Genomic DNA, 13,442 nt, shown 5'->3' on the forward strand with positions numbered 1-13,442 from the left:
GTCAGACGGTTCCGCAGCAGGCCCGCAGGGCCTCGGCGGGGTCGGCGCCCTCCAGGTGGATCAGCGACCAGACGGCGTAGAACAACAGCGGCCAGCGCTCGGCCGAGCCCTCGAAGGCGGCCTTCACCTCGGCCTCGCTGCGCAGCGCGCGCACCGCCTTCACGCCCGCGATCCGGCCGGCGATGTCGCCGGCCCTGGGCGCGATCCAGGCGTCCACCGGCACGGTGAAGCCCTGCTTGCGCGCCCAGGGCTCGGCGGCCGGGCAGGCCCGCTCCAGCCACTTTCGCAGCAGCCACTTCCCGTAGCGGCCGCGCACCTTGAAGCGGTCGGGCAGGGGCAGGGCGAAGGCGGCGACCTGCGGGTCCAGGAAGGGCGTGCGCCCCTCCAGTCCGTGGGCCATCAGGCAGCGGTCGAGCTTCAGCAAGAGGTCGTTGGGCAGCCAGGTGGCGATGTCGGCGGACTGCGCGGCCTGCAGGCGGGAAAGCCCCGCCGGCGCCTTGGCCTCCGCCCGCCAGCGCGCCAGCACCTGCGGTCGCGCCTCCCGCGGCTCGGCGGGCCGCCCGCCCAGCCAGCCGGGCCGCAGGGCGCGCCGATAGCGGCCGTAGCCGCCGAACAGCTCGTCGCCGCCCTCGCCGGTCAGCACCACGGTGAGCGTCCCGCGGGCCGCCTCGGCCAGCTTGTAGGTGGGCAGGGTGGCGTAGTCGGCGGTGGGATCGTCCAGCGCCCAGGCGACCTGCGGCAGGATCCGCCAGAAGTCCTCTTCCCCGAACCGGGTCTCGCGCCAGTCGAGGTCCAGCGCCCGCGCGACCTTCTCGGCCTGGGCCCGTTCGTCCCGCGCGCCGGGGGCGTCGAACCCGCAGGTGAAGGCGGTGACCGGCCGCTGGTTGAGCCTGGCCATCAGCGTCGCCACCGCCGCCGAGTCGACGCCGCCGGACAGGAACAGGCCGTAGGGCACGTCCGAGCGCTGGTGGACCTTGACCGAGTCCTCCAGCACCGCATCGAGCGCCTTCACCAGCCCCGCCTCGTCGCCGGCCGGCGCGGGCGCCCAGGCGGGCAGGGGGCGGCGCTCATGCGCCCGGGGCCCCGCCGAGGTCACCTCGACGATCGCGCCGGGCGGCAGCCGCCTGACCCCGGACAGCAGCGTCTTCTCCCCCAGGACGTAGTTGAGCCCGACCAGCTCCTCGGCGGCTTCCAGGTCGGCCTGCGGCGCGATCCAGCCGGCGGCGACGAAGGCCCGCGGCTCGGAGGCGAAGGCCAGGGCGCCGTCCTTCTCCATCATGTAGAGCGGCTTGATGCCGAACGGGTCGCGCACCAGCCAGGTGCGGCCGTCGTTCCCCACCAGGCAGAAGGCGTACATGCCGCGCAGCCTCGCAAAGGCCGCCGGGCCCTCCCTGGCGTAGAGGTGCAGCAGGGGCTCGAAGTCCGAGCCGGTGGCGAGCTCGCCCTTCAGGCCGAATTCCTCGGCCAGCTCGAGGTAGTTGTAGATCTCGCCGTTGCCGATGACCGTCGAGCCGGCCGCGGACAGCGGCTGCCAGCCGCACTCCAGGTCGATGATGGAGAGGCGCGCGTGGGCCAGCACCCCGTTCGCCACCGGCTCCCAGCGCACCCCGTCGGGCCCGCGGTGGGCGAGGGCCTCGATCATCGGCCGGACCGGCCCCTCGGCGCCGAGGACGCCGGCGATGCCGCACATCAGGGTCCGCCCAGGTCGGCGAACAGGTCCCGCCACTGGGCCACGACGGCGGCCTCGGAGAACTCGCTCGCCACCCGTTCGTGGCCGTTCTGGATCAGCCGGATCTTGAGCAGCGGATCGTCGAGCAGCCGGCGCACCGCGTCGGCCAGCGCCTCGGCGTCGTCCACCGGGACCAGCAGGCCGTCGTCGCCGTCGCGGATCAGGGCGGCCGGGCCCTGGCTGGCGGCGGCCACCACCGGCAGGCCGTGGGCCCAGCTCTGGATCACGACGTTGCCGAGCGGTTCGTGCCGCGAGGGAAAGACGCAGACGTCGGCGGCCCGGTAGAGCCCGGCCGGATCGTCCCGCCAGCCCAGGAACCGCACCCGGTCGGCGACGCCCAGCGCCGCGGCCATGGCCTTCAGCTTGGCCTCCAGTGGGCCGGCGCCGGCGATCCACAGGTAGGCGCCGGGCAGGGCCCTGAGCGCGCGCAGCGAGACGTCGTGCGCCTTGTTCTCGTGCAGCCGGCCGAGGGCCAGCAGCAGCGGCGCGTCTTCCGGCGTCTTCAGCGCCGCCCGGTCGGCGGGCGGGCCCTCCGGCGGCTCGGCGGCGAAGTTGGGGATCACCCGCACCTTCCCGGCCGGCCAGCCCTGGCGGACGATCCAATCGGCGATGTCCTCGGTGTTGGCGACCAGGAAGTCGAAGCCCTTGTAGTATTTGAGCTTGTAGTAGCCGCCGAGGCGCCCGACCCGCTTCCACGGCCCGGCCGGCGTGTGCCGCGCGGCGCGGTTCATCCAGGCCAGCGCGATCTTCGCCCGCCTGGCCCGTGCGAACTTGGCGACCTTGCCCTTGGTGAAGAGGTCGAAGGGGCCGCCGAACGCCAGGGTCGTGGAGGGCGCGCCCGCCTCGGCCAGGGCCGCCTGGCGCCCGGGATGCTTGCGGATGGCCGCCGCCTGCGGCACGCCGCCCCGCGCCAGGGCCCGGACCAGGTCCACGAAATAGGTCTCGGCCCCGCCGTCGCCGGCCGTTCCCAACAGGTGCAGCACGCTCATGAAGGCGGGAACCTAGCCGGGCTTTGCGTCGCGCGCGAGGCGCTTGATGCGCGGAGGCGAAATCCCTATACACGCCCCTCGCCTGGATGGCCCCGTGGCTGGGTAGCTCAGATGGTTAGAGCGGTGGATTCATAACCCACAGGTCGGCGGTTCGATCCCGCCCCCAGCTACCACGGATCCCCTACCGCCCGTGAACCGCGTCGATTCCCTCTCGGACGGATTTGGCGACATCCTTGGAGACGGCGGCGACCGTCTTCTCGGTCGAGAGGGCGGCGCTGATGTTCAGCGCATTGGGCGAGCGGCGGCGCACGGCGGCCGCCAGAAGCTCGCCCGAGCGGGAGTCGGTGAGCTCGAATGCGAGGTGAGCCGAGCCGGTGAAGCTGCCGGGCTTGCCGCGCAGGCTCTTCACGCCGTTCATGGCGATGCCGATGGTCGTCACCCGGGAGGCCACCGCCGCGGCGGGCTGGGTGGTCGTAACGCCCAGCAGGGTGAGGCGCATGGTGGCCACGCCGGGGCCGGGCTTGCTCGCCAACGGGTAGGACTGGCCGATCTCGTTGCGCAGATCCTGCGTCAGCATCTCGGCGAAGGCCGCCCGCTGCTGCGGCGTCGTTCCGCCCCAGCTGGCCGTCGGGTCCGAGTGGACCAGCGTGGGCTCGATCAGGAAGGCCTTGTACTTCGAAAGATCGACGTCGGCGTTGCGGTAGGACCAGGAGTCCGGCTCCGCGTCCTCGGTGAGCTTCGAGGCCGACTGCAGCTCGGTCGGCGCCTCCTGCGCACGGACCGCCGGCGCCGACGCCGCGAGAGCCAAGGTGCACAGGGCGAGGGCGGCCTTCATGAGGCGTCTCCAGTTCAGGGCGCGTGAGCCGGGGCGGCCCCGCAGACCGTGTCCGCTCAAGCTGGAAGGAAAGCCCCCGCCCGTCGTTCGGGCCGACACCCCACTTGCGGGGGGTGATTTCCCTAGTCTCCCCGTGACAGCGCCTCGGGATGTTCGGGAGCGGCGATCCGCGCCTTCGACACGGCGGCAGGCGCCCTTGTCTGCGTCGCGGCCGCAGAACGGAGCGCCGGCGGGCCAGGTTGGGTCGTGGCCGAGCCCATAGTTACTGGAAGTTGGGCGCGTCAGCCCGCCGGCTCAGTGAACCTCGCCGAAACCCGAAGCTGGGGTCATCGGGCGAAACCCGCAGCGTGCGGCTTCAGAGGGCTGACGCCGCCGGCGGGCGGCGGCTGAACGGCCGTCCGGGGACGCTGGACGTCACCGCGGGAACAGAAGAGTCGTCGTCACCCGGGCGCCCCACGCCGGGCCGGAGCCGTCGCGCGCCGCGTAGATCTTGACCCCGCCGCCAAGCGAGACCCGCTGCGAGCCGAACTTGTAGAGCTGGCTGACGGTCAGGTTCACCGGGGCTGTCCAGGAGCGGGTGCGCCAGTTGTAGGTCGCCTCGGTGTTGATCCCCACGGTGGTCGCCCGGGGGCTGGTCCAGCTCATGAAGGGCTGGACAAAGGTGAGGTCGACGTCGTTGCGGTCCTCGTCGCCGGCCACGGACCAGATGTGATTGGCGAGCACGCCATAGGTCCAGCCCTTGTTCTGCTTCAGCACCAGTGCGGACGGGCCGGCGCCCCACTTCCGCGCGCTGAAGTCAGACGAACCGGTCGGGTAGAGCAGCACGGGGCCGACGGCCCAGGTCAGGCCTCCCGAGCTGCTGGGTGAGAAGAAGAAGCTCTGGGTCACGTCGCCGAGGCCGGTGGCCTCGCCGTTGTTCGCCGAGGTCCGCTCCTGGTGGATCACCGGGATGATGGTGCGGACGATCAGGTTCCAGTCGTCGGAGACGGCGAACGGGATGACCGGCTGGATGTTGAGCGTCTGGCGGGCCCCCTCGTCAGGGCCGAAGCAGCAGTCATGGTTCAGCTGGAACGGCACGCTTGTGAGGCTGGCGACCGGGTTGGAAAGCTTGCTGGCCAGCGCCGCATCGCTCTCCTGCGCCTGCGCGCCAAGCGGCGTCGCGAGGCCGAGCGCAACGGCGGCGGCCCGCCGGACGATGTTGGACAGGGTCACGTTCGCACCTCCCGGTTGTGGTTCGCGAAGTGTCGCGACGGCGCATGAGGCGGGCATTCGGGCAAAACCCGAGGCGCGGGCGCCCATCGACCTCAGCCACCATCGCTGCGGGGCGGCGATCGCTCGTGGGGGCCGCCGGGCAAGCGCCCGCTCGGAGCCCCTGTCGCCTAGCTACGAACCACGCACCGGAACCCCACGTGGGAGGTCGAGGTGTCGATGGGCTGTGCGTGGCGCGCCGCGGGACGGTACCGTCGGCAATAGGACGGGGCGCAAAGGTGCGATCCGCCCTTCAGCACCTTGCGGGCGATCGCCAGGTCGGGCTGACAGGGGTCGATGCTGCCTTCCCGGGGCCCGCCGACCGGGTTCTGCGGCGCGCAGCAGCCGCTCGTCGCCGCGGGATGCGCCGCCCACCAGTCGCGGGTCCATTCCCAGACGTTGCCGATCATGTCCGACAGGCCATAGCCGTTGGGCGGGAAGCTCCGGACCGGGGTCGTCCGGAAGGCGCCGCCGGGCTTGCGGCTCTGGTAGGGAAAGGCGCCCTGCCAGGTGTTGGCCATCGGCCGGCCGTGGGGTTCGAGTTCGTCTCCCCAGGCGAACTCGGCGCCGTCGAGGCCCCCGCGGGCGGCGAACTCCCACTCCGCCTCGGTGGGGAGATCCTTGCCGGCCCAGGCCGCGTAGGCTTCCACGTCCTGCCAGGCCAGGTGCACGACAGGGTGGTGGTCGAGGCCGGCCAGGTCGCTGCCTGGACCGGTGGGATGGCGCCAGTCCGCGCCGGGCGTCCAGCGCCACCAGGCGGTGATGTCCTGCAGCGGCACGGGACCCTCGGTCGGGAAGAAGACCAGCGAGCCCGGCTGCAGCATCTCCGGCGCCGCCCCGGGGTAGTCTTCCGCCAGCGGCGCCAGTTCGGCCCAGGTCACCCAGCCCGTCTCCCGCACGAAACGGGCGAACTGGCGGTTGGTCACCGGCGTGGCGTCGATCCAGAAGCCCGCAACCTCCACCGGACGCGAGGGGGCTTCCTCCGGGTATCCGACGTCCGACCCCATGCGGAACCGGCCCCCGGGGATCCAGACCATACCCTTCGGGTCGCTCTTCGCCTTCGAACGTTCGCGTGTCCGCAGGAGCTGTCCCATCGGCGTCTCGCTTGTTTGGCCTCATCAGACGAGCACGGGCCAGGCGGACCGACCATCGGGTGAGGACCCCAGGCCGTTCGGCGTGTTGGAAGGGCGCTCGGCGTCCCGGAATGCGAGCGCCGAGGCGCCGCGCTGAGCCATCAGCTCAGGCTGCGCGGAAGTCCGCGCCCGTGCTGCGGCGTGACGCCCACGTCCACGCCGGGGTGAAGAATGGCCCAGGGCCCGCCTCGGGGTTCTCCCTGATGGGAAGGCCGCGACGGCCCCGTAAGTCTGCTCGGGTCATGACTTCACGGCGGATGCGAGTAGGACCCATGTCACGGCGAGGATCGAACCAGGGGGTGCGTCGCACGGTCCGGCTCGGGCTGGCGATCCTGGCGGCCGGGGCGCAGCTGCACGTGACGGCCTGCGCGACGCCCAAGCGCCTGGCGGCGGTGCCCAGCGCCCTGACGGTGCGCGCCGAGCTTCCGGTGGCGAACGCCCGCTATTTCCCGGATCGCGATCCGCACCCATACGAGCAGGAGTTCCTCGCCTCCTTCGAGCGGGAGAAGGCCTGGCGAGCGAGCACCGCCCAGTCCGGCCCGCTGCCGCCGATCGCGGCGCTCAGCATTTCCGGCGGCGGCGGCGACGGGGCGTTCGGGGCCGGCCTGCTGTTCGGTTGGAGCGAGGCGGGGACCCGGCCGGAGTTCAAGATGGTGACCGGCGTCAGCACCGGCGCCCTGATCGCCCCGTTCGCCTTCCTGGGCCCCAGGTACGACCACGTGCTCAAGCAGGCCTACACCGAGACCTCCGACGCCGACATCTTCAAGCGCCGCCACTTCACCGCGGCGCTGTTCAGCGACGCCATGGCCGACACCGCGCCGATGGCCAGGCTGATCGACAGTTTCGTCACCCGGGAGCTGCTGGACGAGATCGCCGCCGAGTACGCCAAGGGCCGGCTGCTGTTCGTCGGCACCACCAACCTGGACGCCCGCGAGGCGATCTACTGGAACATGGGCGCCATCGCCGCCAGCAAGGATCCGCGCGCGCTGGAGCTGTTCCGAAAGGTGACGCTGGCCTCGGCGGCCATCCCCGGCGCCTTCCCGCCGGTGATGATCGACGTGACGATCGACGGAGTCCCCCACCAGGAGATGCACGTCGACGGCGGCGCGACCCGTCAGGTCTTCATGTATCCGCAGCGCGTCCACCTGGGCGAGATGACCAGGCGGTTCGGCGCGGAGCGGGCGCGCAGCGTCTACATCATCCGCAACTCGCGGCTCGACGCCGACTGGGCCAGCGTCGACCGGCGCACCCTGAGCATCGTCAACCGCTCGGTCTCGGCGCTGATCCAGAACCAGGGCTTCGGCGATCTCGACCGCATCTACCTGACCTCGATCCGCGACGGCCTCGACTACAACCTGGCCTACATCCCGAGCGATTTCTCGGTTCCCAAGACGTCGGACTTCGACAGCGCCTACATGAGGCCGCTGTTCGAGCGCGGACGCCAGCTCGCCCGCGCCGGGTACCCCTGGGAGAAGGTCCCGCCGGGCTACGGGCGAGACGTCGCCGCCCCGCCGGTCGCCGAACGGCTGCAGGCCCGGTGAGCGTCGGCCGTCCGGCCGCTACGGCGCCGGGGGCGCCTCGGCGGATGGCGGCGGGCGCGCCGCCTCCAGCGTGCGGATCCGTGTGATGGTCCGCTCCATCGGCGTCTGGCTGACCGTCACGCGGCCGCCGCCGGGACGATCCAGATCCAGGACCAGCGTCAACGAAATGGCCAGCAGGCTGAAGAGGGTCACCGAGACGACCGTGTGGCGCACGCCGGCGCCCAGCGCGTAGCCGATGATCGCAGACACCACCAGGCTGTAGAGGACCAGCGAGCGGAGCACCGAAATCGGCACCCGCGCATCGTGCGCCGCCCGGCGCTCGGCCGCCTTCTCGAACATCGTGTTGGTCGCCGCGATGAGCGAATTGTGCACCGGGCTCTGGGTGGTCCGCACCGCATTCGAGACCTGCGACCAGACCTGGACCTGCGCCTCGTGGGTCTGCCTGTCGGCCAGCGCGAGGCGCTCGGGAATATCGCCGGCGCCGTCGTAGATCTGCCGGGCGTCGAGGTAGCCGAGCATCGCCTGGTTGATGGGCCGGCTGACCGCCGGGTCCAGCAACTGGGCTCGTTGATAGGCGGTCATGATCGCATTGGCCTCTTCGCCCACCAACCGCCGCCGCGTGTTGTAGCGGTCGTTCGAGGCGGCGAAGGTGAAGGCCATCAGCAGGCCAAGCAGCGCCAGGGCGGCGGAGATCAGATAGCCGATGCCGTCGGGCTGGCCCTGCTCCTGCCCGCGGCTGCGCAGCCTCCGCGCGGCGAAGCCGGCCTGCTGCGCGAGCAGCAGCAGGCCGAGGAAGGCCGCCCCGACCAGCAGGAGCGGCGCGCTCTGCAACCAGTACACGGCCGACATCGCTGCCTCAGAAGCGGTAGGTGGCCGCGAAGATGGGGCCGTGCATGCGCAGCTCGAGTTCGTGGCCCCGCTCGCTGACGTCGACGGCGTAGTAGCGATAGCCGCCGTGCAGGAGCCAGTTCTCCGAGGCGTGGTAGTTCACTGTGCCGAGGACCTGCCAGACCGCGTCGGAGTCGCCGCCGCCGCCGACGTCGCCATAGCCGGTCAGCGACCACCGCTCGGCCACGTGCGCCGTCGCCCGCGCCCCGATGATCGGATCCCAGAGGTCCACCGAGATGTCCCGGGAGACGCCCGGGAAGCCGATGCGGGCGATGTCGAACTCGACGTCCACGGAATTGTACCGGACCCCCGCGAGCACGTCGAAGGTGACCGTCTCGCTGGCGTAGGCGCGGTAGTAGAGGGCCGCGGTGGCGCCCATGGTCTCGACTTCCACCTCGGAGGAGAGCCGCGGCACGTTGTTGATCACCAGTTGGTTGTCGCCGGAGACCTTCACGTACTGGAGATCGACCAGGCCGCCGATCCGGTCGTAACGCGCCTCGGCCTTGCCGACGAAGGCGCCCGACAGGCTGTCGAACACGTCCTCGAAGTCGGTTTTGACGTCGATCGGCGTGCCGCGGCCGGTCTGGCCGCTGCCGCTGATCGTCGGAAGCCAGAGATAGGGCGTGACGCTGACGTCCCAGCCTCCGTCGTCCTGGGCCAGGGCGGGCGAAGCCAGCACCGCGGTCAGAATCGCGGCCGCCGCCGCCTGGATGCGCATTCCCATCTGCAGGTCTCCGTTGAGGTCGACGAAAGGCTAGGGGGGGCGGCGCGCGGCCGGCATCGGGGCAAACCCTGGTTCGTCGCTCCGGTCTTTCGGGGGAGGCGCGGGCGGCGGGGGCGGCCTCCGGCGATCACCCGATATCGGGGCCTCTCTGCGCGGGCGTAGGGTGGCGGCCAGGACTGTGGAGGCCGTCGCGATGAAGATCATCCGGACCGCGCTCTTGGCCGGCGCGCTGCTGGCGCCTCAGACTGCGCTGGGCCAGCCGTTGGACCGCTACGAGAACCGCTGGGACCGGCGCGAGGGGTACCTCGACCGCCAGACCGATCTCGGCCCGGCCGACCGCTACGAGGACCGCTGGGACCGGCGGGAGAACCGGTGGGACCGGCGCGACCTGACCGGCTACGGCGCCAACTACCAACCCGGCTATGGCCTCGACTACCGCCCCGGCTACTACCCACCGAGGCCGGGTTACTACTACCCGCCGGCGGCGGGCTATTACGGCTCCAACGCCGACTACGCCGCCGTTCCGGCGCGGCCGGTCTATCCGGTGCAGCCCATCGCGCCTGTCGCGAGGCCCGGCTACGACTACTACGCTTGCCAGGCGACCTACGCCGTCACGAGGGGCCGGTGGGTCTGGAACGGCTGGCGCTGGGTGATGGCGACCCGCCGGGATGTCGTGACCGGACGCTGCTGACCGGCCCTGGGGCCTATCGCGCCCCCGACGTCAGCGTTTTCCCTGATGCCTCCCGCGGCCCGTCGGCGCCAGCCTCCCTGCCTGATCGTCCCGTGGGAGCCTTCAAGATGAGACCCGTCCTGTCCTGCCTGGCGGCGCTGGCGATCGCCGCAACCGCGCCGTTCGGCCACGCGTCCGCCGCTCCGGCCGTCACCGCCGAGAAGAGCCCGGACTTCAAGGGCTACAGGACCTATTCGTGGGTGTTCCAGGAGCCGCCCGCCGGCCTGCAGCCCGGAGTGTACGAGGCGGTGAAGGCGAGCATCGGGCGGGCGCTGGCGAAGAAGGGCTACGTCGAGTCCGCGAGCGGCGACATGGCCGTGGCGTTCTGGCTCGGCCGCCGCGATCGGATCGAGAAGACCGACTGGGGCGCCTATGGCGGCGACATCTACACCCGCCTGGGGGTGACGCCGGCCACGGGGCCTGATCAGGGACGTGCGGTGACCGACGGCACGCTGGCCATCGACCTGTTCGACGCCGCCACCAAGCAGCCGGTCTGGCGGAGCACGGCCGTGGAGGAGCTGCCCCCCTCGGGCGCCGACCGCAGGCTCATCGACAAGGCGGTGGGCGGGGCGCTGAAGCCGCTGCCGGCCGCGGCGAAGTAGGCCGCCGCCGCCCCGATCCGGGAGTCGAGGTTTTCCCGGGCCGGGTTTCACCTGATGGAGGCGGGCGCGTCGCAGGACCAGCCTCGCCAGGATTGTGGAGGATCTGCGCCGATGGCCTCTGTCGCCTTTCTCATCGCCCTAGCGGCCCTGCAGGCGGGCGCCGCCACGGCCCCGCAGCCGAGGGTGCTGGCCTGCGATGTGCCCGACACCATCACGTCCGCGCCCGGCGCCGCCGGGCCCCTCGCCACAAAGCAGCGGGTGTTCCGCATCGGTCCGGGACGGCTCGAAGAATGGTCCGGGATCTACGGGGATTTCGGCCCGAACCTGTGCGACGTCGCCGCCTGCGTCACCGAACCCGGCAAGACGGAAGGGACCATCAGCACGGCCAGCGTGGCCTACACCATCGGCGTCGATGCGGTGAGCGGCGCCGGCTACTGGCGCGTGATCGGCGCCACGGGCTTCCGGCAGACCGAAGGGACCTGTCGCCCCGTTCCCGATCCCGCCGCGCAACGGCGGCCCTGATCTCCCGGCGAATGGGGAGCGAGGCGGAATCCCACAAGACTGCGGGCCCTCCGACAGGCCGTCGCTAGCGCGACGCGGGAGTGTTTCCTTGCCACACCCTGAGGGCGAGCATCAGGTATTCACCTGAGTTGCAATGCCGGGCGCCCGGGTATCTCATTTGAGAAAATATTCGGGAGGTAATCCCGTGGGTGGGGGCGTTGAGGTGAAGGGCTGCAGATGGACGGGTCTGGCAGCAGCGAAGTATCGGTGGGGCGGATGTACGGCGCCTATTGGCGGGATGCGCAGGAATGTCTGTTCACGGTTCGAGTGACGTCCGAGGGTGGGTTCGTATTCGATAGCGTCAATCCGGCGGACGAGCGGCGCACCGGATTGAAAAATCTGGAGATCGCCGGACGCACCCCTCACGAGGTGCTGCCGCAGGATCGCGCCGATGAGGTCACCGCGCGCTACCGGACCTGCGTCGCCCTGGGCCATCCGATCTCTTACGAGGAAACGCTCGATCTGCCGGCAGGGCGCAGGCGCTTCGAGACGAGCCTGGCCCCGTTGCGCGACGACAACGGGGTCGTCCATCTCCTGCTGGGCAGCGCCCGCGACGTCACCGAGCGCCACGAGGCGCAGGCGGCCCTCGCCGAGAGCGAGGCGCGGCTTCGGGCCATCACCGACATGGTGCCCGACATCCTGTTCAGCGCCCCGCCGTACTCTGGGCCTGACTACCTGAACTCGAGGTTCTTCGAGTATTCGGGCCTGCCCGAATCCACCTCCCCGGCGGAGTGCCTGGCAACGGTTCACCCCGACGACCTTGGCCGGTTCAAGGCCCTGGTCCGCGACGCGGGCGGAGAGCTGCTGCAGGCCGAGGTCCGCGTCCGGGCGCGGGACGGCGGCTACCGGTGGTTCCTGGTCCGCGCCGAGATGGTTCAAACCCTCGGCGGGCGGCGCTGGTTCGGCGTTGCGACGGACATCCAGGCGGTCAAGCAGGCCGCCGAAGAGGTCAGCGCCCTGAACGCCCGTCTGACCCAGGTCCTTTCGAGCATCAGCGACGGCTACTACACGGTCGACAACGACTGGCGGATGACCGGCGTCAACACGGCGGCGCTGGCGTGGATGAACCGCCGGGCCGAACAGCTCGTCGGCGTCGATGTGCGCACCTGGATCCGGCCGCGGCAGGAGCTGGCCAGGGCCATCGAGCTGGCGCTGAACGAACGGGTCGCCTCGCACGTCGAGTGCTCATCCGCCTTCCGTCCCGGCCGATGGATCGAGCTGCATGTCTACCCGTCGGATGGCGGCGCCAGCGTGTTCTTCCGCGACATCACCGAACGGCGTGAGACCCAGGCGCGGGTGGAGGAGGCGAGGGGGCTCCTTCAGGGCTCGCTCGATGCGATGCCGGCCGAGATCGCACTCCTCGACCAGAGCGGCCGCATCGTCGAGGTGAACACCGCCTGGCGCCGGATGATCGCCGACCGGGGCGGCCGCTGGCCCGCCGACGGCGTCGGCCAGCGCTACGTCGACGTCTGCCGCGAGGCGATGATCGAGTTCGACGAGGCGGCGGTTTCGCGGGCCCTTCAGAACCTGGCCACCGGCAAGGACGACACCTTCCTGCTGTCGATGCCGCCGACGGTCGCCGGCGGGATGCGCTGGCGTCAGCTGCGGATGCATCGGTTCGTGCGGGGCGCCGACGTCTACCTGGTGGCCGCGCGCGAAGACCTCACCGAAATCTGCGAAGCGCAGGCGGCGCTGCGCGAGGCGACGCGACGGCTGCTGTCGGCGCAGGAGGACGAGAGGCAGCGCATCGCGGTGGAGCTGCATGACTCGACCAGTCAGCACCTCGTGGCGCTCAGCCTCGGCGTCGCCCGGCTGCGGCGCTCCTTCGTCAGCGCGCGAGGCTTCGACCTGGTGCTGGAGGACATGGAGGGCTCGGTCGACGAGGCGCTCAAGGAAGTCCGCCTGCTCTCCTATCTGCTGAACCCGCCGAACCTCAATCGAGACGGGCTGGGGCCGGCCATCCGCGCCTTCGTCGAGGGCGTCGGGCGCCGCAGCGGGCTGCACACGGTCGTCCGCCTCGAAGGGCGGCTCGACGACCTGGCCGCCGACGTTCAGCGGACGATCTACCGCGTGGTCCAGGAGTCCCTGTCCAACGTCCACCGGCACGCCAAGGCGCAGGGGGTGCAGATCGAGCTCTCGCGCCGGGCGTTCATGCTCTCCCTCTCGGTCGCCGACGACGGGTGCGGCATCGGACGGCTGGACCTCGGGGCGAACGGCGACGTGCGGCTGGGCGTGGGGATCCCCGGCATGAAGGCCCGCGTGGAGCAACTGGGCGGCGCGCTGACCATTGTCGGCGACAGCGCGGGCACCCGCCTGGAGGCCCGCATCCCGCTACGCCCGGCATGGCCGGAGCGGGCGCCGCGCCGCGTTCCGCTCGCCCGCCGCGGATCGGGCGCGGGCGTGCGCCCGATGATCGGCCCGCAGCCCCCGCTCGAGAAGGCCTAGGCCTGTCCGCGCTCTAG

At 71.4% G+C, this 13,442-nt stretch carries 12 protein-coding genes and 1 tRNA gene; 6 read left to right on the forward strand and 7 right to left on the reverse strand.

All coding sequences use genetic code 11. From position 1 onward, the window contains the following. Position 1: 1 nt before the first annotated feature. The gene (asnB, locus tag ACFSC0_RS12460) at positions 2-1,690 is read right to left on the reverse strand and encodes an asparagine synthase (glutamine-hydrolyzing) (protein WP_377283835.1); all 1,689 of its coding nucleotides are present in this window, start codon (positions 1,688-1,690) and stop codon (positions 2-4) included. Then, the gene (locus ACFSC0_RS12465; protein ID WP_377283834.1) at positions 1,690-2,718 is read right to left on the reverse strand and encodes a glycosyltransferase; all 1,029 of its coding nucleotides are present in this window, start codon (positions 2,716-2,718) and stop codon (positions 1,690-1,692) included. The genes asnB and ACFSC0_RS12465 overlap by 1 nt, the downstream gene beginning before the upstream one ends. A 96-nt stretch (positions 2,719-2,814) precedes the next feature. Here ACFSC0_RS12465 and ACFSC0_RS12470 point away from each other — a divergent pair. Continuing rightward, positions 2,815-2,891, forward strand: a tRNA-Met gene (locus tag ACFSC0_RS12470). 8 nt (positions 2,892-2,899) lie between these two features. Here ACFSC0_RS12470 and ACFSC0_RS12475 read toward each other — a convergent pair. From ACFSC0_RS12475 to ACFSC0_RS12485, 3 genes are all read right to left on the reverse strand, one after another. Continuing rightward, entirely contained in the window at positions 2,900-3,553 is a 654-nt protein-coding gene (locus ACFSC0_RS12475; protein WP_377283833.1) for a DUF3313 domain-containing protein, read from the reverse strand. A 414-nt stretch (positions 3,554-3,967) separates the two neighbouring features. Then, complete coding sequence (locus ACFSC0_RS12480; RefSeq protein WP_377283832.1) at positions 3,968-4,765, reverse strand: hypothetical protein; 798 nt, start codon at positions 4,763-4,765, stop codon at positions 3,968-3,970. A 167-nt stretch (positions 4,766-4,932) separates the two neighbouring features. Next, on the reverse strand, positions 4,933-5,838 hold the full coding sequence (locus ACFSC0_RS12485; RefSeq protein ID WP_377283831.1) for a formylglycine-generating enzyme family protein: 906 nt from the start codon (positions 5,836-5,838) through the stop codon (positions 4,933-4,935). 395 nt (positions 5,839-6,233) lie between these two features. Between ACFSC0_RS12485 and ACFSC0_RS12490 the strand changes: the two genes are divergently transcribed. Further along, a complete protein-coding gene (locus tag ACFSC0_RS12490; protein ID WP_377283830.1) occupies positions 6,234-7,475 on the forward strand; it encodes a patatin-like phospholipase family protein in 1,242 nt (413 codons plus the stop codon). Positions 7,476-7,493: 18 nt separating this feature from the next. Here ACFSC0_RS12490 and ACFSC0_RS12495 read toward each other — a convergent pair whose 3' ends face one another. Beyond that, complete coding sequence (locus ACFSC0_RS12495; RefSeq protein ID WP_377283829.1) at positions 7,494-8,324, reverse strand: bestrophin-like domain; 831 nt, start codon at positions 8,322-8,324, stop codon at positions 7,494-7,496. Positions 8,325-8,331: 7 nt separating this feature from the next. Next, complete coding sequence (locus tag ACFSC0_RS12500; RefSeq protein WP_377283828.1) at positions 8,332-9,087, reverse strand: hypothetical protein; 756 nt, start codon at positions 9,085-9,087, stop codon at positions 8,332-8,334. Between the two features lie 193 nt (positions 9,088-9,280). Here ACFSC0_RS12500 and ACFSC0_RS12505 point away from each other — a divergent pair, with 193 nt between their 5' ends. From ACFSC0_RS12505 to ACFSC0_RS12520, 4 genes are all read left to right on the forward strand, one after another. Further along, a complete protein-coding gene (locus ACFSC0_RS12505; RefSeq protein ID WP_377283827.1) occupies positions 9,281-9,778 on the forward strand; it encodes a hypothetical protein in 498 nt (165 codons plus the stop codon). Between the two features lie 107 nt (positions 9,779-9,885). Beyond that, entirely contained in the window at positions 9,886-10,419 is a 534-nt protein-coding gene (locus ACFSC0_RS12510) for a DUF4136 domain-containing protein (protein ID WP_377283826.1), read from the forward strand. Between the two features lie 111 nt (positions 10,420-10,530). Further along, a complete protein-coding gene (locus tag ACFSC0_RS12515) occupies positions 10,531-10,941 on the forward strand; it encodes a hypothetical protein (protein ID WP_377283825.1) in 411 nt (136 codons plus the stop codon). A 216-nt stretch (positions 10,942-11,157) separates the two neighbouring features. Continuing rightward, the gene (locus ACFSC0_RS12520) at positions 11,158-13,425 is read left to right on the forward strand and encodes a PAS domain-containing sensor histidine kinase (RefSeq protein ID WP_377283824.1); all 2,268 of its coding nucleotides are present in this window, start codon (positions 11,158-11,160) and stop codon (positions 13,423-13,425) included. Positions 13,426-13,442: the final 17 nt, after the last annotated feature.

The organism is Phenylobacterium terrae, assembly GCF_042681205.1.
Lineage (GTDB): Bacteria > Pseudomonadota > Alphaproteobacteria > Caulobacterales > Caulobacteraceae > Phenylobacterium > Phenylobacterium terrae.